A 22103-nucleotide genomic window follows, 5' to 3' on the forward strand; every position below is an offset into this window, starting at 1 on the left:
CTGTCTTACCAGACATTTTGATTTGAAATGATGAGCGTGTTGAGTGATTGTGTAGAGTCACTCAATCACCTTCAAATCAAGTGAAATGGCGACAATAGTGAACATTAAAAAGCCAGCAGTCCATTTGGATTGCTGGCTTTTTGTTTTCTGTTTCATTTTTGAGCTTTTAGCTTCTAATTACAGCTCTAGCGTTCGCCTTGAACTTCGAAGTCATCGCTTACTAGGCGAGCACAGCCATCCGCTTCTAATGCCCAGTGTTCACGGTGTACGACACCAAACGCTTTGTTCATTGTCCAGCTAGCGGTAAGAATGTAACCACCTTCTGGGTGCTCTTCCCACTTAACATCTGTGTAATCAACGTCTTTGAAGCCTTGGTCAATGATGTTTTGCCAAAATGCTTGAATCGCTTCACGGCCTTCAAAAGTGCCGAATGGACGAGCTTCCATCACACAAGCCTCTGTGTATTGGTCGGCACAACCTTTAGCATCTTGGCTATTGAATGCTTTTTGCCACGCGTTAATGCCTTGCTTACATGCTTCTAATACTTGGTTGTTTAACATTGTTTTCTCTCCATAGCAGTCTTCTTTCAAACACTGTTTCTTTGATTAGGTATCTCGATAAGTTGGATTCAGTTTAGTCTTGGAAATTAATTTGAAAAACAGAGATAATAGAAAATACTGTTTGTAAAAAGAGAACAATAAAATGAGTAAGCTAAAGCAGATGTCGATTTTCGCTCATATTGTAGAGCAAGGCTCAGTATCGGCTGCGGCTGAAAAGTTAGAGTTGTCTAAATCTGTCGTCAGTCAGCACCTAAAAATTCTGGAACAAGAGCTTGGTGCTTCGCTTCTTAAACGAACAACGCGAAGACAAACCTTGACTAGTATGGGAGAGCGCTTCTATCTAAGTTGTAAGGATATTAACGTGATCGCTGAATCGGCATGGGATATGGCGAAATCGGAGTTGGAAGAGCCACAGGGACGGATTCGCATCACGGCTCCTAATGCGTTGATGGATTTGCTGGTTGCGCCTGTTATTGCCGATCTGATGAAACAGTATCCAAAATTAAAGCCGGAATTGATCAGTGATGATCAACACTTAGATTTCATGGAGCATGATATTGATCTTGCGGTACGAGTTGGCAGTTCACGTGACAGTAATCTAAAACAGAAGCGATTAGGTGAGTTTAAAGATGTGTTGTGTGGCCTCACAAGCATGCGGGAACGCGACCTTGAGTCAATTCCTTATATTGCAAACTCTTGGCAGGGAAAGCAGGTGACTCACCATTTTAGTTCCCAAACTGAAGAGGGCTTTGTCTATCAACAACAAGCTAACTGCGTCACCAATTCGTTTCACAGTTGTCTTGCTTTGATCAAATCTGGCGCTGGTATCGGTGTGATTCCAAATTTCTACCTCTCTCAGTTATCCAATGAAGTCGTCGACATGATGCCAAGCTTCCAACTACCGACTAACACGGTTTATGCGCTAAACCCATTCGCTTCAAATATGCCTATCGCCATTAAGCTATGTATTCAAGCGTTGGAAGAGAAGCTTAAGAAGAATTTAGTATAAGCTTTCTATAGTTAGTAAAATCAGGTGCTTAACCATGTTTACTAATAAAAGAAATAACATGTTTATTGCTAAGTAATTCAATCTTGTCGATAGTCAGTACGCAATAGCGGTAGTTTTTTTTCTTGAAGGTAATGTTCGATTTTTCTTTTGTTGGTTCTGAGAATTTATAGATTTCAAACCCAAGGTTTTTCATCAGCTCCAGTGCATTTGGATTTTTGATCATCATAGAGAATTTCTTGATCTTAGTATTTCTTGCAAGAAGCTTCATATCGGAAATCAGGTTCGCAATAGATTGTTCGCGTTTCTCAGAGTGACCGCTAACGACTAGATAATTTAAGTCCTGATTAGAATCTAAAGAGCAGGCTTGCTTAATATGCAGCTGCTTATTTTGGTATTGCTCGAATACCTCTTCGTTGAAGAAAAAACCTAGGCTATGACTAACAATATCGCCATTAACATCGACCATTTTTCTGCCATGCGCCTTTTTTTCACTGCAATAGAGGAACAGGTCGATAGTATCAAGAGCTGAAGGATCCACCTTTGTATATTGCGAAATCAGCTTAATTCTATCTATTACTGCTTTGTCATTCTGATCTGTCATCAATGGCATGATCTGACAGTCGCAGCCTTCTTCTATCTCCCCTTTAGTGATAGACGATACTCGGCTTTGAAACGAAAAGAACCTCTCACGAAGGAAGTCTTCAAGTAGTGCACTGTCTTCGTTATCTTCTGAATCAAAGGATTTCAACGTTGTATACAAGTCCAGACCAAGGCAGTCCAATAGCTTTAGGGCTTTGTAATTACTTGGCTTTACTTTGCTATTTTCCCATCGATTTATCGTTACGACATCTACAGAGCTGAATTCATCATCTAAGTGATTAATGTATGCCGCAAAGTCCTTTTGCGTTAACTTCAATTTCTTGCGCGCTTCGCGCAGTAATTGCGGAAATTTCATCATGGTAGAATATTCATCTTTGATTAGTGACATTACGTTCCGATTCGTCAGATAGTCTATTTTATCAATCGTTAATATACAGTAGCTATAATGTTTATTTTTGAATGTGATATTACATTTTTTAGCAGAAGGTTCTGAAAATTTAAATACTTCAAACCCCACGCCCTTCAAGAGTTTCATCATGTTGGGGTCTTTAACTAAAACAGAATATTTTTTAATGTTTTTGTTCTGAGAAAGTAACTTTATATCTGAAACTATATGCTCAATAACATGATTTTTTGTCTCTGAGTGTGAGCTTATATTAAAATAATTTATGCTTTTGCTTGAATTTAAAGAGCTGGCCATTCTTAGATCTAGCTCTTGAGTTTTTAATGTCTCAAATTGATGGTCTTCAAAGAAAAAGCCTACGTTGTGACTCACAATGTCACTATCTGTATTGATGAGCTTGTGGCCATGTGCTTTTTTCTCACAGTAATAGAGATATAAATCAATTTGGTCCAGTGGCGAAATATCGACTTTAGTGAACTTAGAAAGTAGTTTGATTCTGTCGATAACGCTAGTGTCACAGGGCTCTGACATTAAAGGCTGTGACTTAAAATTGCGTTCGCCTTGTTGTTGATTCAGGCCTGATAGAGCTGAAATTCTACTTTGAAATGAGCCATGGGATTCGTTAAAAAACGGTTCGATTAGTGTATCTTTTTGTTCGGACTTGAAGCTCTTTATTGTCTCAAACAAATCTCCGCCAAGGTACTGTAAGATCTTGAGTGCTTTGTATGTACTAGGCTTTACCTTACTGTTTTCCCAACGATTTATCGTTACGACGTCAACCGCATTAAACTCATCGTCCAGCTGATTTAAGTAGGTTGCAAACTCTGTTTGTGTAAATTGAAGTTCCTTTCTGAAGTTACGTAACAACTGTGAAAACTCACTCATTAAAACATTAACCTTATGATAATTAACTCAATGTCTTGATTTTAATTTAGACATCAGACTCTATATTTAACATCTTCAGTAATTTGTTTTTTACGGATGTTAATTGTTCGGGTTGATTGAACTGTATGTTGCGCATGTCCCTAAAAAGGCGAGATGCCAAAATAGTGACGTCAAATCTATGGCATTTAGCCTGGAGACTTGTCAATCTACTGTGAAGTACGCGTTAATGTTCAGATACAACCTTGCCTTTTTCTTATCTATTTTATTGTTTCCATTCTCCGTCCAAGCTGAAACAGCGGGGCTAAAAATGGATCTGTCCGTTGATAGTGCGTCTTATGACAATGGGCAAAAGGTCGTTTATACGCTTGTTCTTACGAATGAGTCGGATAAAACCATTGCAGGGTTGGATGTTAAAGATGATCTGTTAAATATCTTAACGACAGACGATGAAGGGAATGATGTTAACGCCTTTACTCAAGCATCGATCCAAGCGGAGGCGACGATTCTTTCATCGCCGGGTACTTACAACCGTCTTGGTAGTTTAGAGGCGACTGACGTACGTATTACTGTGGGTGGCTCGGTGACCTATACCATGACCGCCAAAGTTTCTGGTGACGCAGCCGATACGATTGATAACGTCGCAAGCGCGAGCGCTGGGCCTCTTTCATCTGCTGAATCAAATACGGAATCTATTCAACGAGGTTTGTACGAACACGATATTCTGGTGTCGGTAGATAAGACAAACTACCAACTGAATAAAGAACTCACGTACTCGATTAAGGTATCAAATACTGGCGATATGGTGATTCGAAGCCTTGATGTTCAAGATGCTATTTCATATATCAAGACACTCGACATTGATGGTGTTCTTCAACAGGCCTTCACAAACAATGTGAACTCAGCCGAGGTACAAGGCGGTGAAAGTGATGCAGGTAAATTCAACTCTTCAGGGGATTTGTCCGTCACTGATGCGTCGATAGATATTGGTGGATCTATCACCTACACAATTCGAACGACCGTTGCCGACAAACTCGTCGGCGATATTGTTAATGACAACATAACGGTAGAAACACGAGATGCGCAAGTCACTGGGAATGAAATCACTACGCCCCCCACAGCGTCTAATGTCACTCTTAAACATACCTTGAACCAAACAGAGAACTATGTTGTTGATGATGAGTTCTCTTACACGGTTACTGTAACCAACCAAGAAAATTCCGGTATCGCTTATCGCTATTCTGTTCAGCAGTTACTTGCTGACTTAGAGACCGACTTAGGTAACGACATCAGCAATGATAAAAATGCTACCGATACCAAGGGGAATCCTTACGAATCTTGGACCAATCAAGTTATTACTATTGGGCCTAACAGTACCTCTCAACTGGCTGATAGCGGCGTAGAATCCAACCATTCACTGGATGATGTAGTCTCTATTTACCCTGGCGAAGAGATCCTTTACTCGGTTGAAGTCGATGTAAGCCCTGTTTCAATTGGCGAAATTCCTAAAGTTATCGCACGTGTAGTGAATGCCGAAGGCACGGCTGATTCTGCTGATGTGGTGACTAACCCTCTAGATACACAAGAAGTCCTAAACTCTTCATCAAGCCAGATTACCCGCAACAAGAACACAACAGATACCACTTATGTACCTGGGATATCGGGTGAAAATGAAGTGGTCTACGACATTGTTATCTCCAACAAAGACACTGAATTTTTCGCGAACGATGTTGAAGTGATCGACAAATTCTCTTGTATCGTGACAGAGCAAGCCGATGGTACTACCGATTCTGCGTTTTCCGAGTGGAAGTTGGAAGTGGATGAAAGCAGCGGTGAGGGTTCTAACTATGGCTCATTTAATTATGGGGCTTGGACTACGAACGACATCAACCTAAAAGTCGATCTTGCTCCTGAGGGCTTTGTTCACTACAAACTGACAGCCAAAGTAGCAGATACCAGTGTGGGTCAAATTGTTGATGATGGTACCGATGCAGGTTTGTGTTTGGGAGATAACCTGGGTGAGGCGGGTTCTGGCGTGCAAATGCCAAACTCCAAGTTAAAAGTACAGAAGGAAGTGGATTCTCGCTACTACTCTGCAGGTGGCACACTCAACTATGAAATTACGGTAGAAAACAACGGTGACGGTTACGCGATTGATGTACCTGTTTATGATGACATTGCATCAATCATGACCAAATCAATCACGGATGAGCCAACTAAAGCGTACTTGAGCTGGGTTGTGACGGCAAAATCTTATGGCTCTGATGACTTAGTCTCAATAAACAGTGATCCCGGTTTTAGCGGTGAAATTTCAGGTAATCAGAGTAATAAGAACATCTTAGATGTGAAGGCGAAGCTAGCCCCGCACGACAAAATCATCTATAGCATTGCAGCGGTGGTAAACCCGATTGCCGATGATGAGATTCGAAATGAAGTGACGGTAGATAGCGTGCTTTATTCTGACAGAGGTTCATACCCAAGAGACTACTATCTAGTCTTGGACAAGCGTGTCGACGGCAACAACGAGCAAAGCGCTTACACCGACACGACAAAGGAAGTCACTTATACAATCAGCGTTACCAACCCTGAAGGGAATGGTTTCGCGTCTAACATCAATATTAAAGATGAAATCAGCACGATAGAGGCTGAGTTACTGCATGAGCCGGGTGAAACCAAGCCTGTGTTTAAATCTTGGACGATCACTGCTGACAGAGATGCGGCTTCTCCTTGGGTCAAAGCGGTCACCGATCCTGGAGAATTCTCAGATAATACTGACCTGAATGCCACGGCACAAATTCCACCAGGTGCAACTATCACCTATACCGTTGTTGGGACACTCGATCGCGACGTAGACAGTGAGATTCTTTGGGGAGCATTCACCAATACCGCAACAGTGACGGGACCAGATACTAATCTATCGGATACGGTACGTACCTATCCTAGCGAACCGAATCTTGTAGTCGCTAAGACTGCTCGACATACCGACTTTGTGGTCGGAGAGCGTGCTACGTTCGATATTGATATCTATAATCGCGGAGCTGGTTACGCGAACGACGCAACGGTAAAAGACAGCATTTCAGCACTCATGTTCTTCGATAGCTGGACGATTGTCGGATCGACTAACACCGATAAGCCGGGGTCTCGCTACGGTGATATTACTGATAATACAGACATCAACACTGATGTTGATATCACTCCAGGAGGTTGGGTTCGTTATGAGGTGAGTGGTATTGTTAATGCTGATTATCCACATGATCAAGTATCCAACCGTGTAGATGTCTATGACCCTATTACAGACAGAGAGCACAGTTCTTCCGCGCAAATTAATAACGCAGATAGCCTTTTTGATATCAATGTTTCCCTTACAAAGACGACGGATGTAGTCCGCTATACACCAGGTGAATACGTTGAATACACCATTTTGGTTAAGAACAATGATGAAGAAAGCTTCGCTGAAGTTGAGCTCAAAGACGAACTGACGAAGGTCTTCACAACACTTGCCAATGATAAAGATGCGTATGTTGAGGATGTCGAAAACCAGTCTGCATTCGAGCATTGGTTGATAGATACTGGGAGTGGCTATGGAAGTCAATCTACCCATGATGTAAGGATTCCGTTGTCACTTGCTCCCGGTGAATTGAAAACCATAAAGATTAAGGCCCTTGTTAAAGATAATGCGGTGTCAAATGGGGTTGACGCGGATGGGCTAAATGTTATTCGGAATGAAGCTTTACTCCTCGATAGTAGAGACTCTGGGTGTATGACAGATTGCGAATATTTTAAGCGTGCCGTGGCTGAAAACCATCAAGTTCACAATAACGGTACCGTGGTTCGTACAACCAACATCAACCGCTACTCTCCGGGCGATGAACTGACTTACACCATCAAATACAACTCTCAGGATGGTCACGGCTATCGCAACAACGTTGACGTTAATGAACTGATCAATGATATCTCTGTTGAGTTACAAGATGGCACATCAGGCAATCCATTCTTCGACGATGCGGTGGGTACCAACAAGTTTACGGTGGTAGTTGCTAAGAGCGATCCTGCAAACGCGGGTACAACCGATGGTACCAAAGACGGTGATGTTGCGAACGACACTGACATTGTGACTTCGATTGATATCGATGCTGGTGAAGACGTGATTTACACAGTAACAGGTACCGTAAGACCGGATGCGGTCGGTGATATTCATTACCGAGATACCGTCGTGATTCCCGATGATTACCATTTAGATTTTGATAAAACGACTGATGAAGTGGTGTACGAGCCAGCTCAAACCGTGACCTATCACTTGGTGATTGAGAATGACGGTAAAGGCAATGCTCACGACATTCCAATTGTCGATAACCTCAAAGATATTACCGTCGATCTCGTAGACGGTACAACTGGACCTGCGTATTCAACATGGACCATTACCTCTATCGCAACGGGCACTGATTCTGAGTATGTCGATGCAGGTGCGGGTGCAGGTAAGGTTTATACATCAACAGACAACAACCTAAACGAAGAAGCCGATATTCCGATGGGAGCAACGCTTGAGTACCAAGTAGTGGCAACCATTAACGATAAAGCCAATGGCGATATTATCAATGTACTGACTGTTGATGGAGATACGATCTCTCATGATATCTCGCAAGCTGGTCGTCAAATTGATTACGAAAAAAATATTCTGGACTACTACGATGCTGATGGAAACAAGATTCCGGGTGCAACGAGCTACATGCCTGGTGGTTACATCGAGTATGAAATCTATATCGAAAATATCGCAACTGCGCACGTTGATGATATCAGCCTTCGTGATGACATCGACCAGATAACGACTCAATACTACGACGGAACTCGCGGTCCGGCGTTTGATAGCTGGACTATTGAAACGTCTGAAGACAGTTCAGGGATCTCTGACCCTGATGTTGATAACTCGATCAAAGACAATCAACCGATCGATACGCACTTTGATATATCGGCAGATAACTTTTGCCGTGCAGTATCGTCACCGTTTGTACGTTATGTCATCAAAGCCAAAATCAGTCCCAAAGCAGTAGGTTCTTTCACTAACCGAGCGTATATCGATGAAGATGATGGCAACCAGTTAATTGCTGTTTCTCCCCCAACGTCGATGTCAGAGCCAGAGATAACATTCTCGAAAAAGGCGTTCTATGACGCAGGCTTCTCTTCGGCAAAGACAAAGTACTCTCAAGCTGCGGGTGAGAGTGAAGTTTATTACCGAGTTCAAATTAAGAACACGGGCAACGGAATTGAGTATGGTTCTCGCCTTGAAGATACCATTTCTGCAATTCAGACTCGCATTGCAGAAGATGCTTCGACGTCTGGCGCTGACCCTGTCGGGCAACCATTTTTATCTGGTTGGGAAGTGCAGCTAGAAAAAACGGCAGCGGTAGGTTCGATCACGGACGCGGTTGACTTTGTTTCTGGTAACAACGTTGATATTGATAACGACATTGTTATCGCGCCTCAAGAAAGCCTAACGTTCACCATCCATGCTGAGATTCGTGAGGATGCGTTGGGCGATATTCAAAACAAAGCGAATTATGACGGTATGGTTCGTACTGCGACTCTAATGCCACTAGGAAGTAATATCAGTGTTGAAAAACGCGTGGTGTCGATTAACGGCAACCCGTTCAATGATGGGGATACCTATCTGCCGGGTGACGAAGTCGAGTATGAATTCGTGGTCACTAACCCAGAAAACGGTTGGGCAAATGATATTCAGATCAAAGACACGGTAAAGGATATTCAAGTTGAGGCTATTGGTGGAACAATGGAATCCGCCTTTGTTTCGGGCGATATCACTCACGAAGTCAGCAATGGTATTGATGCTAACGTCGATACTTATGTTCCGAGCTATAACCCAAACAATAACCTGAATATCGAAACCGATATTGCCGCAGGTGAAGTGCTGACGTTCAACTTAACAGGTGTTATCCGTGATGATGCTTTGGGGACTATCGAAGCCAACCGAGTGACGGCAGGTAATCAGTCAGCAACATCAGAAACGATTCCGCCACAAGCGGCTGAACTCGACTACTTCAAAACCTTGGTATACACCGATGGTGAATCAGCTGGCTGTTCAGTGCCTTCAAACGATGGCAGCAGCTGTACCTATGCACCGCGTGGTGATGTTGAATATCAAGTTACGTTAGATAACACCGGCGATAGTATCGCCAATGATGTACGTGTTATTGATGCTATCCATACCCTCAAAACCGAAGATGGCGATGATGCTTTCTCTGATTGGGCAACAGCGATTGCGGTTGAACCGGTTGGAACTTATGACGTGCAAGGCAACTACAATGGCAGTGTGCCATTGAATGCGACTGTCGATCTTCGCCCAGGTGAACGCATCGTGTTCGATGTCAAAGGCACAGTTTCAACATCGGCAACAGGTACCATTACCAATACGGCACAAGTGAACGGTGATGACACCAACGACATCGTACTTGACCCTGGTCGTTCTAATATTGTCATTACTGAGGGAACATGACGGGATAAGTACCAACCGATTCTGTCATGCCTTTATATTCTAGTATTCATATCGTTCAACTGCCTCACACATCGATACTCATTGATTGGGATTGCTTGATTCTCATCTCTCGTGTATTGAGCTTTTCTCTTTTCCATATAGTCTGGATGGTGCTGATACTCACGGTAATGTTTTCTTGTTTGAGTAGTTTCATCACTTGTATCGACGTATTATGCGGGTTGAGCAACGTCAACTCGATAATCCTATCTTCGGTGCTCTCTGGGATTGCGTTTTTACTGCGCTTCAGTGGCTTATTAATCCGTTTGAGGCCAAGTGGCCCTTCCTCTTCCATTATTTGCTGATAGGTATATAAGGTTTGGCGTGAGCAACCTAAGATACGAGCGGCTTTAGAGACACTACCAAGCTCTGCAACCAACTCCAGAGCCTCTATTTTACGTTGTACCTCTTTGCCGTATTCGTTGCATTTACGTGGCTCTACTAACTCAGTGATGTCTAACCGTCGATGACCGAAGTAAGCAGAGAAGGTACCATCGAACTGACATCGTATTTCTACTTTTTGGTTCTCTATGGAGTAACGTACTGGCGAGTCGATAACGTACATTTTGCTATCAAAGCTAAACGTGTGGTCACGTCGTATCGTTCGATATTCTTTCTGTACGCAGATGCTGTTAAGGTCTAGGTCAGGTGGCAACGACTTGAACGCAGAGCTCGATTTAGTCGCCTGAACCATCACATTATTCACCCAGTATTTGGGGATAAACTCCTCTTGCAAGTATCGGTTTGCGCTCTCCATGTCAGCGATGTTATTGAGGCGCAGTTCGGGGACAAGGCGGTCTTGGAAGGTGTCGAAGGCTCGTTCGATTCGTCCCTTCCCTTGAGGTGAGTTGGCGAAGATAATTTCGATACCGAGTTCATCACAAGCTCGCTGCATTTGCGAGAAGTTGCTGCGTTTCGGCCCACCAAAGATACCTGCTCGATCCACGTAGAGAGTTTTGAATATGCCTCGCTTTTCAATATAAGCTCGCATCACCTTCATACAGCCTTCGGTGGTCTCTGAAGGGAAGAACTGCGCATGAATATCACTAGTAGCGTCATCAATGATGGCAATCAAGCAAGACTTCTCATCACCAAACCAGCGATGAGGGCTGCCATCCATTTGCAGCATAAGCCCAGGCAACGGCATACGCTCTCGATACTTCCTTACTCGACTTCTACGGCGTTTAGAACGCTTCACATGGTGAATGTCATGAGCCCAAGAACGCAACGTTTCACGCTTAATCGACAGTCCTTCATTTTTGCTCAAAAGCTCCGAGAGATGTTGAAGATTAAAGTCGTAGTACTTGGTTTGAATGAGGGCTTGAACCTCCTTCTTGAGTGACTCAGGGATTTTATTGATGGGAGCACGACCAGTGTTACCATGAACCACGAACCGAATGCCTTCCTTGCGATAGCGACTCAAGTAACGTTCAACGGTTCTTCGTGATTTTTGCAGTAATTGCGTGGCACTATTGATAGTAATTTTGCCATCAATGACTTTACTAATGATATCGACAGTAAACTGTGATTTTGAATCCATATAGAACATCCTTAGCACCCTTTAAAGCTCATTTGATTACTTTAAAAAGTAAGCTAAATCAGTCCCGACATTTTCCCTCGGTAGTTATTGTAATGACAAAGTCGCTTGGTAATTAAGGTACGACAGAATCGCTTGGTGATCACACTGGTCGTTCTAATATCCTAATCGATAAGTGGACAGATACACCTACTTACGTGCCGGGTGGCACGGTGAATTACTACATCGACATTACCAATGACGATGTGGATTCTGGCCTGTTCTCAATCCGCGACATCATCAGTGGCTTCGAAGTCGAAACTGTCGATGGTTCAATGCAAACCGCACTCACTGAGTGGAGCGTTGATTACGATGTCTTATACAACTCAGCACCATCGGATACTGACGCGAATGATTTCTCAGAGTTAGACAAGCTCGTTGGGCAAAGCAGCCCAGACATCGATTTGCCTGCTGAGTCAGTCAAGATGGCAGGGCGTGATGATGCGGGTACTGGCGGCGGTGATAAGTACACGGTTGTTCGAATCCATGTTGAAGGCAAGGTCCGTAATGATGCGATTGGTCGCTTTACCAATACTGCATATCTACGACATGGCTTAGACGATTCGAAAATAGCTCGCTTAAGAGAGGGTTATATTACGCCTCAACCGGGACAGTTGGTGTTAACCAAAGAAGCTACCCCGATTGCTGAGCCTGATGCTAAATACCAACCGGGCCAACCTATCTCCTACAAGATCACCGTGGCTAACACAGGTGAAGGCTATCTTGTGGATCAAGTCCTGACGGATCGTATCGATACCATCATGACAGAAGTGGCGAACAGCCCAGATCAAGAACAAGCCCTTACCGGCAACTGGATCATCAGCGATGAACAGATTGATGGTAGTGGTGACCCAGCATTGAATGCTCGTAAAGATGTGTCTAACACTGCTCAAGGTTACCGCGCCACTTACAGCATTCATCCCGGTGACAGCTATTCGTTTGTTGTCACAAATACCGTGAATGACAAAGCCAAAGGCGAGATCACTAACGTTGTTAAAGTGGTTGGCGATGATGGTGAATACACCGCAGACGCGACCTACATTCCAGAAGACGCACAAGTTGAGATCACAAAAGACGTTGATAAAGCGGAGTACCTTCCGGGAGAAACACTTCAATACACCGTGACCGTTAAAAATAACGGTTTAGGTTGGGCTGAAGATGTTGTGATTGAAGATGCGTTGAGATCGGTAGAAACCACGATTGCTGGTGGTGAGACGAAGCAAGCCTTTGACCCCGCTTCAATCCAAATATCTGCGGTATCGACAACGGGTGAGACCCCAGTACCGGATGCAACCAGTGGTGAAGACCTTAATGAGACGCTCGATATTGCGCCTCAAGACGGCATTGTTTTCACTATTCAAGTGACGACTAATCCGTTGGCGACAGGCGATATTACTAATATCGCATCAGCGATCTTTGACGGCACAACATTTGATGACAGTGCTACCAGTACACCAGTTTTGGCGATGGTTTCGGTCAAGAAGACGGTTGATACGCCATCGTATGAAGTAACCAAGCTGATTAACTACGACATCACCGTAACCAACAGCTCTGATGCTTTTGCATCTGGTGTTCAACTTCAAGACATCATCAGTGACATTCAAGTCGACACGACCGCAGACAAAAAAGAGTCGGCATTCCTGATGTGGGAAGTGAGTATTGAAGCTTCAGATGACCGCACTGTAGTGACGCCGAAGACGTTTGAATTGAGTGAAGACATCGAGGTCAATATGGATGTTGCGCCACAAAGTACCGTGACATTCCATGTTAAGGCGTTGATTCGTACTACGGCGATTGGCGATATCAGTAACACGGCAACCATCACTTACAACGGCGCACCACAAGACTCAACGGTAGTCATGACACCGAAAGACTCTGAGTTTGTTGCGACGAAAACCAACGTACAAACCGAGTATGAGCCGGGTGGTGAGCTGGAGTTCTTGATTACTATTGAGAACACCTCAAACAACTACATTAGTGACCTAAGTGTTGTCGATGATATGAGCACGATAGAGGTGAGCTATTACGATGGCACCACTGGCCCTGCCTTTGTTGCCGGAACCACTTCTTTGATTGTTGACTCAACCACGCTAGGCACGACGACAGAGCAAATTAGCCCGATTGAATACAGTGTGGATATTGCACCGCACGGTACGGTTGTATTCCGCTCAAAAGGCACCGTGGTCGATACTGCGACTGGACGTATCGTCAATACAGCGCAAGTTGACGGCGGCGATGTGGTTAGCCCTCCGGTTAACACTGTCGTGGCGGTTGTTCAAGCTGAGCTCTATACAGACGCACCTTATTACGTGCCGGGCGACCAAGTTGAGTATCACTTAGTGGTACAAAACATTGGCCGTGGTATCGCTAAAGATGTGGCGCTTTACACCCAGTTCTCTGAGTCAATGGGTGATTACATAGATGGCTCCCGCAGCAATGCTTTTGATGATTGGACCCTAACAGCATCATCGGAAGGGGCTGAAACGCAGCCGGGTACGTTTGATAACGATAAAGACCTCTTCACCTTGGTCGACATCGCGCCGGGTGGCAAGATTGACTACACCTTCACATTGACCGTCAACGAAGACATGTTGACCAACATCGATGTACTCGGCTACTACCTTGATCTAACGGGTAGCCCGACGATGCGTGCTCGATCTAAAGGTATGTTGGCATCAGAAACCTCGATGCAGGCAGTAGCAGACCAAGTATCAGCTCTGGATCTACCTCCAGTGGGCGCAGATCTGATTGTCGAAAAGCGTTCAGACAAACCTGAATACACCGAAGACGACGACAGTGTCACTTATTACCTAGCTGTGACCAACAATGGTTTAGGTAATGCAGCGAACGTGCGACTCACTGATGAGATCAGCGAACTGCAAAATAGCGTTGGCAACAAAGTGTTTACTGACTGGACGATTGAAGGTGTTGAAGTCGATGACACAGGCGCGGTGATTCAGCGTCATAGCTTCCCGTCGAGTAAAGATCTAGATACCACCGTTAACCTAAAATCCCAAAAGCGAAATGCCTATGCGTTCGAAGTGGTGGGTACATTAGGTAAAGGTTTAGATGACGACATCACCAATACCTTTACGGCGACTGAATCTGACGGTACTGAAACTAGCGACAGCGTAACCACTCACATCAAGAAGATTCCTGACAACTCTGGGGAATTGGAGCTGACCAAGTCGGCGCTGCAAGATACCGCGCAAGTCGGTGATGCGGTTGAGTACGAGATCATCGTTGAAAACAACAATGAATCTTACTTTAAGAACGTGACGGTAGAAGACCGTTACCCAGGTGGCTTGAAATACATCGTGGACATGTCAGAAATCGTGTTGAGTGGTATTGATGGTGAGTTTGGTACGGAAGACGATCAGGTTCTTTCTCAAGAGCCATCGGACACAGGCAAGCTTATGTTCACTTCGTTGAACTTTGACCCGGGCGAGAAACTGCGTATTCGTTACTTATTGCGAGTATCGGTAGGTGCGACCTTTGGTGACTACATCAACACCGCAGTCGCGAAAGTGGATGGCTCAGCGGTTTCTAATGAAGACACCGCCAAAGTGACCGTAGAACCGGACAAGGTGTTCGATACCTCATCGATCATCGGCAAAGTCTTTGAAGATCACAACAAAGATGGGTTCCAAGCGGATGCCACTGCGTTTGATGTTGAGTTAACTGCGAACCTAGCAACACAAGGCTACATCGCTGATTCGACACACATCATCCGTGATGGGCAAGACGTTGCTGTCGAAGATGGTGCAATAACCACTGCACTTGGGCAAGGTTTGGATCTTGGTGATCTTTGGGGTCACTCAGTGAACCGAACACTGCCAGAAACCAGCAAAGTGGTGATTCAATTCAGGACTCGAACACAGCAGAGCTTTGATTTCTATGTCACGACCGATGCGGGCTCTCGTATCGAGTTTGATGCACAAGGTCAGATTCAGTTTAAGCATGAATCCGATAAGAAGAAGGGACTGAGCGCGGAAAACCTCAACGTAACAAGAAACCTGTATCGCGATGGCGAGGATTACCTGTGGGAAATCGTTATCGAGAACAAAGGCATTTACGAAGATGGTATTCCGGGCGTTAAGTTGATGACGGTTGATGGAATCGTTATTTACACAGACCAGTACGGTCGTTACCACGTGCCCGACCAATGGGTACTCAATAAGAAAGGTAAGAACTTCCTCGTGAAGTTGGACACTGACTCGCTATCCACCTCCATGGAAGTGGTGAGCGAAAACCCGAAAGTGTTGCGAATTACCCCGAATAAGCTCACCAAGTTCAACTTTAGCGTTCATCGCAAAGAGCAAGAAAGTGAACAGCAGTAAGCCATTGGAACCGTATCTGGAAATTGTATGAAAGTATTTAGTAAGTCTCGTTTAGCGACGTGTGTGTTGACTGCCATTCCTGTGATGGCGGTAGCGAAAGACACGGGTAAGCTGGAAAAGCTTGGTTCAGAGACAACGGGCATTGAAATCACTAAGCCGAACCAAGACCAAGACAGCTCGCGTATTTACCTTGAACAAGGTGCTATTTGGGCAAGCCGTGATATCACTCGCTTTGACCCTGTTCTAGATGTCAGTGTCAGTGACGAGCTGGAAGTCGAACAAGGTACACTGCGCGATAGCGTAGGTTTCACCATCACGACTAACTATGGTTATTACATCAAGAAGTATCAGCTAGAAGTGTACCGTGTCGGCGATTTTGGGCTGTCTGAACCCATCGCTGTACTTGGTGGCGAAAAGCTAGCAAACGATTCTGATATTAACTGGGATGGTCAAACCGATGTCGACTACCAGTTTGAGGTGGGTGAGCAGCTGATGTTCCGTCTAAAAGCGTGGGACAAAGATGGCAACATGGACGTGACCACCGTTGGTGTGACGGATTTGGTGAAGCCAGACTCTGAAGTCGATATCGATCGCAACGATAACGACGATGAAGAGAGCAAAGACAAAAGTTACGGCCAAGCTAAGTTGATGCGTCACAACATCCCGACCAATGCGGGCTTAGCCAAGTTCATTGGTACCGGTTTGAAAGGCGTCGATAAAGTCATCATCGGTGAAGACGAATTTGACGTTGAAGATGGCAACTTATACGCAGAACAGTATCTACCGACAGACTCTTACATTTTCCCAACCAAGGTTGTGTTTGATAACGGCGATGAGCGTCGTTATAAGCTTTACGTCCGTATTCCAGATACCTACTACGCTCAAACGGGTTTGGCTGATCTTTATGTTGGTAAGAACAATGTTTCTGGTAATAACAGTGCGCTGAGCGTCGATGACCAATATCAAGATGACATCTATAACCAAGGGCGTTTGGCGTACTTTGGTCAGGGTAAATTTGGCGATAAGCTTCGCGTTACGACTCACTTTGATACGCGAGAAAGTGAAATCAAAGACATGTTCAAACATCCGTTCGCCTCGGACGATTCGGATGTGTTCGATATCCTCGAAGACGACGATGAGCTTTATTACGGCAACTATGGCGATAGCTCAAACATCGAAAAAGTGGTCAACACCAAGGGCAAGGTTTACCTCAATGTCGAATACGATAAGTCTCAATACTTGTGGGGTAACTACAACACGGGTTTAACAGGCACCGAGAATAACGATTACAATCGTAGCCTCTATGGTTTCAAAGCCGATTATCGTACTCGCGATACTACACAATACGGTGAAGATCGCTTGAACGTGGTCGGTTTTGCTGCAGAAGCAGATTCGTTGTATGCACACGATGAGTTCTTGGGTACAGGCGGCTCTCTGTATTTCCTTCGCCACGGTGAAGCGGTACCGGGAAGCGACAAAGTTTACGTCAAAGTAAAAGATGAATCTGGCCTAGTACAAAATGAAATCCCGCTTGAGCCGGGCGTCGACTATGACTTTGACCCGTACCAAGGTCGAATTATTTTGACCAAGCCACTCGATAACATTCTATCCGACAGCTTTGGTAGCGTGATTGAAAACGGAGATGACTACGAAAACTTTCTGGTTGTCGATTATGAGTATGTTCCACAAGGTTCTGACTCATTAGATGCGATGTCTTACGGTGGTCGTGCCAAAGGCTGGATCAACGATTATATTGGCGTTGGCGTGACGTACGCGACCCAAGAGAAAGACAATCAAGATTACGAGTCTTACGGTACCGACTTAACGCTACGTGCTACTGAGGGGACCTACATTAAGGCTGAGTTCGCGCGCAGTGAAGGTAGGCAAACCGAGTCGAATTTCGTCTCTACTGATGGTGGTTTAATCTTTACGCCAATTGGCGATACATTGGAAGACCGTAAAGGTGACAGTGTCCAAATCACAGCTGTCACCAGCCTTTATGACCTTGCACCAACTATCTTTGGTGCAGTAGGTAATGACTTCAAGCTTTGGTATCGAGACAAAGACGCAGGATATAGCTACGCGAGCAGCAGCGATGACCTAGAGCAAGAAGCCTATGGCGCCGAACTTCGTTTGCAAGCGACCGATCGTTTGGCGGTTCTGTCTCGTTTCTCGACCAACGAAGAGCGCGATGTTGACGGCAATCTAGAAACAGACACCGAGACTATTGAGGTAGAGACTCAAGTTAAAATCACCGAGCACATCAAAGTTTCGGCGGCAGGGCAACAAACTGAAGAGCTTAACCAAAACGACGAGCACAGCGATGCGACCTTAGCGGGTGTACGTTTGGAATACATGTGGGACAGCGACAATAGCGTTTACGTTAAAGGGCAAAAGACTGTCGATCAGTCGGATGACTACGACGAAAACGATAGCGCCTCGATCGGTGCTGAATTCCAAGTTTTGGAAGATTTGTCTTTAGGTGGTGAATATACCGATGGTGATCGTGGGCAAGTTGCTGAAGCGACGGTGAGTTACGATGTATCGGATGATCATTCCACCTACGTAACTTATGTTGATGACAACTATGAAGGCCAAAACAACGTGATTGTCGGTCAGCGTGCAGACCTCACCAGCAGTGTCGATTTCTACCAAGAGAACCAGTTCGTTGATGAAAATGATGGTCACGGCCGTATCGATTCGTATGGCTTTGGTTACGACGTGACGGAAGATGTTGAGATGGGCATCGGTTATCAGCTTGGTGAAATTGAAGATGACGAAAACATCACCACAGAGCGTGAGTCCATCAGCTTCAATGCGTCAATTGACCTAGATGACATCACTCTAAGCCACAAATTCGAATACCGATTGGATAAGAGTGAAGACGACCCAGAAATCGCTCGAAGGGAGCTGCAACAAATCGTGACCACCAACCGTTACACACACCATTTAACGGAGGAGTACACGCTGTTTGGCAAGTACAACTACTCAATCACAGAGAGTGAAACCACTGGCGAAACCATGGCTCAATTTACCGAAGCAACAGGTGGCCTAGCTTATCGTCCGATCTACAACGATCGATTAAACCTACTTAGCCGTTACACCTATATTGCGGACTTCGACCAACTGGATCGCGATGTGGATTATCAAGACGAAACCAGCCAGATCATTGAAGTTGAAGCGATCTATTCGATCGACCAACACTTGGACGTCGGTACTAAGTACGCCCATAAAGACAAACAGCAAGCTTTTGAACGAGCATCTGGTTCGAATGAGCTGGTTAAAAGCGATATCGACCTATACGGACTGAGCGCTTCTTACCGCGTGATGAAAGAGTGGGATATCACGGGTGAATATCACTGGAAAACGGACACACTCAACGATGAGTTAGAGCACGGCGCGTTAGTTTCGGTGAATAAGCACATCGGCGATAACTTCAAAATGGGCATTGGCTATAACTTCTCTGCGTTTGATAGCGATCTAACCAATGATGATGACTACGATGCATCCGGTGTGTTCATTAACTTAGTCGGTAAGATCTAAGCCTGCCCCAAAGTGGGTTGAAAGTTAAGAGTAGAGAATTCAAAGTGACAGTTAAGAGTAAGATGAAAACAATTATTTTCCTAATAAACGCAGTGATGAGTACTTTGTTGCTTTCTGGCTGTGCAACCGACACGTACGTGAGTCAGGAGAACCGAGACAAGTTTGCTGGCATAGACGTGTCTAAGTTTTTAATCAGCGAGTGTTTGGCGCCAGAGCGTGAGGTGCACATCGCCATCGCAGAGCATTTTGCCTTTGATAAATACCAATTACGCGACCTCGACAAGATCAACTTGGATACCTTTGTTAAAGAGATCAGAGGCCTCAAAGGGCGCATCACGATTGTCGGCCATACTGATTATAAAGGTTCTCTCGAATATAATGAGCACCTTTCACAGCGCCGTGCTAAATCGGTCGCGGACTATTTGAAAGCACACCTCGACCCAACGAATTACGATTGGGAAGTGAAGCACCTTGGTGAGACTCAACCTCTGTTGCTGGGTAAAACCGATAAAGACCGAGCAGAGAACCGCCGTGCGTTTATCGTGTTTGAAGAGGCACAGAAGTACGAAGAGATGCCTTTCTGTGAGCCACCAAAACCTGAGCGTAAGGTTTACATGGCGATGACGCCACACTTTGATTTTGATAAGTCAGTGCTAAAACCAGAGGACTTAACTCAGTTAGATGACTTTGCGGCTCAATTGAGTGACTTACAAGGCAGTATCATGGTGGCAGGGCATACAGACCAAGCCGGTTCGGTCTCTTACAACGAGAAATTAGCAGAGCGCCGCGCAGAAACGGTGGTTGAATACCTCAAAACCAAACTCGACCCTAAGCAGTTCATCTGGGAAGCGAAGTCATTTGGTAAGTTGCAGCCTGCGATTAATGAACGATCTGAAAAAGCCGATGCATTAAACCGCCGCGCGTTTATTGTGTTCAAAGAGTCGGATATTACTGCCGAGCAGGAACAGCAAACACTATCAGGTAGTGAGCAAGGTTTTCTTCGTAGTGAAAGCGATCAGAAGCATGGCGATGAATAAAGAGCAATCTTTTAAATAATGTGAAAAAGCCCCATCCGTTGGGGCTTTTTGATATGTCTTCTTCTGATAAAAGGGGCGTTAATCTACTCAGAAGGCAAATTCTGCTTCAATTCTAGAAGCATTTGATAAGCACTTTCACCGGACATCTCATATGGGTTGAATTGGTTGGATGTTGAAAACTGTAAGTTTACCAGCTCGGTTAGGCTCGACTGAGGAATGTCGCCCATAGACCAGTCTCCAAATTGCCGACAATCTATTTCCTTGAAATACAAGATCATGACGTTTTTGTGGCGCTTATCATTGAGAATATGATTGTAGGTATGGTTAACCGCAGTTCGTGAACCTTCGATACATTGTAGGAAATACTTATCGTTGTGACTAAGAAGGCCAGTTAAGTGGCTCTGCTTATTGCGATCGTGTGAGATCTTGAGAATTTCATCTAAAGCCTTCGAGTCGCAGCTTTCACAAAGCGTACTGACATAAATTAACCGAGTTAGGCGCATAGGCATCACTTCGAATTTTGTTCAAAAGGTACTAATAAATATAAGCCAAGCTCACGGAATTGCTAATTATTGGTGGGCGCGAAACGATTTAAAGTAAGATGAAAATGAAGGGGCTAAGTTATCGTTGGCCCCTCCGTTTTATCGTTTATACCGTGTTATGGTTAATTAATATTGCTCTGGAAATGTTGGATCAAATATTGGGAACAGCACTTGTAATTCATCTTGAGCAAGGTAGCCACGTTGAGTTTTGATTACCTCCCCATTCTCACGATATACCGCCATTGCACTAGAATAGGTGCCGGTTTCTAACCAAGACGTCTTGAATTCAGCGCAGTACGCTTCAACACAATCGCGTGGACTTTGAGTTGCCCAGCTATCAAATCCAGTTTTCCAGCCTAGCAACGTTGAGTCTTCAATGATTACCTTTTCTGTGTCTACATGATGAAAAGTCGATGAAACGTGCTCAATTTCGATATCGGTATTTCCAATTAAATCGCTGTAAAACACGTAAGTAGGCCATAAATCTGCGTTGTTGTGAGAAAGAGTGAAGGTTACTTTACTGGTGCCTTCCAGCAATAGTGTTTCACGCTCAATCGTAAAAGTGATTCTCTCTTGCAGATCTGCAAGGTTACATGTCCATAATTGGCATGCATTGTACATTTGATCGTAAGTCGTTCCCCAGCGTTTTGCTGCTTCGGCGATCAAGTCAGTTTGAGGTGGATTTAAGCCAGTGTCTTCGTCTGGATTGGTTTGATCATCTCCTGAACCATCGCCCCCACCAGGCGGCAATATTGGATTACCCGGGTTGTGAGGTGCTGTACCTCCAGTGGTGTCTGAACTATCTGAACTGTTGCAACCGCTAAGTAATACTGCGACCAATGCGACAAATAAAGCTGATTTTTTCATTGTGAATTTACTCTCTACTCTTATTAAAAGCATCCTAATAGGTTGATAAGCTTTATTTTTCGATTGCTCATCGGCGCCTTTCCTTTGGTGAGAACATAATATTTGTGAACTGAATCATTGGCTAAGTAGCATTTTGAATATTTGTAATAAGTAATGCTTATCGTACTGGTTAGGTAGTTTGATAAATGTAACTTTTGTTA

Annotated in this window: 9 protein-coding genes and 1 pseudogene; 5 read left to right on the top strand and 5 right to left on the bottom strand. The window is 44.6% G+C overall.

All coding sequences use genetic code 11. From position 1 onward, the window contains the following. Window positions 1-185 precede the first annotated feature (185 nt). Window positions 186-560, bottom strand: coding sequence for a YybH family protein (locus BCU34_RS04175; RefSeq protein WP_017633307.1), 375 nt, complete (start codon window positions 558-560; stop codon window positions 186-188). A 142-nt stretch (window positions 561-702) separates the two neighbouring features. Between BCU34_RS04175 and BCU34_RS04180 the strand changes: the two genes are divergently transcribed. After that, window positions 703-1569, top strand: a complete 867-nt coding sequence (locus tag BCU34_RS04180) for a LysR family transcriptional regulator (protein ID WP_102479766.1) — start codon at window positions 703-705, stop codon at window positions 1567-1569. 28 nt (window positions 1570-1597) lie between these two features. Here the strand turns inward: BCU34_RS04180 and BCU34_RS04185 are convergent, their stop codons facing one another. Continuing rightward, window positions 1598-3457: a helix-turn-helix domain-containing protein gene (locus tag BCU34_RS04185; RefSeq protein ID WP_102529909.1), complete on the bottom strand. Its 1860-nt coding sequence runs from the start codon at window positions 3455-3457 to the stop codon at window positions 1598-1600. Window positions 3458-3764: 307 nt separating this feature from the next. On the opposite strand from BCU34_RS04185, the gene BCU34_RS04190 reads away from it, so the two are divergent. After that, on the top strand, window positions 3765-9962 hold the full coding sequence (locus BCU34_RS04190; protein ID WP_258187984.1) for a hypothetical protein: 6198 nt from the start codon (window positions 3765-3767) through the stop codon (window positions 9960-9962). Window positions 9963-10026: 64 nt separating this feature from the next. Here BCU34_RS04190 and BCU34_RS04195 read toward each other — a convergent pair whose 3' ends face one another. Beyond that, window positions 10027-11547 carry an ISNCY family transposase gene (locus BCU34_RS04195; RefSeq protein WP_082040340.1) on the bottom strand — a complete coding sequence of 507 codons (1521 nt, stop codon included), beginning with the start codon at window positions 11545-11547 and terminating at the stop codon, window positions 10027-10029. Window positions 11548-11684: 137 nt separating this feature from the next. Here BCU34_RS04195 and BCU34_RS04200 point away from each other — a divergent pair. From BCU34_RS04200 to BCU34_RS04210, 3 genes and pseudogenes are all read left to right on the top strand, one after another. After that, window positions 11685-15914: pseudogene (locus BCU34_RS04200) on the top strand (hypothetical protein); the annotation flags it as partial. 27 nt (window positions 15915-15941) lie between these two features. After that, on the top strand, window positions 15942-19457 hold the full coding sequence (locus tag BCU34_RS04205; RefSeq protein WP_102478577.1) for a hypothetical protein: 3516 nt from the start codon (window positions 15942-15944) through the stop codon (window positions 19455-19457). A gap of 62 nt (window positions 19458-19519) precedes the next feature. Beyond that, window positions 19520-20494, top strand: coding sequence for an OmpA family protein (locus BCU34_RS04210; RefSeq protein ID WP_102478576.1), 975 nt, complete (start codon window positions 19520-19522; stop codon window positions 20492-20494). Between the two features lie 83 nt (window positions 20495-20577). On the opposite strand, the gene BCU34_RS04215 is transcribed toward BCU34_RS04210, so the two are convergent. After that, window positions 20578-20997 carry a BLUF domain-containing protein gene (locus tag BCU34_RS04215; protein ID WP_102478575.1) on the bottom strand — a complete coding sequence of 140 codons (420 nt, stop codon included), beginning with the start codon at window positions 20995-20997 and terminating at the stop codon, window positions 20578-20580. Between the two features lie 165 nt (window positions 20998-21162). After that, complete coding sequence (locus tag BCU34_RS04220) at window positions 21163-21903, bottom strand: hypothetical protein (RefSeq protein ID WP_102478574.1); 741 nt, start codon at window positions 21901-21903, stop codon at window positions 21163-21165. Between the last annotated feature and the right edge of the window lie 200 nt (window positions 21904-22103).

The sequence above is a fragment of the Vibrio sp. 10N.286.45.E10 genome (genome assembly GCF_002874195.2).
Classification (GTDB): Bacteria; Pseudomonadota; Gammaproteobacteria; order Enterobacterales; family Vibrionaceae; genus Vibrio; species Vibrio crassostreae.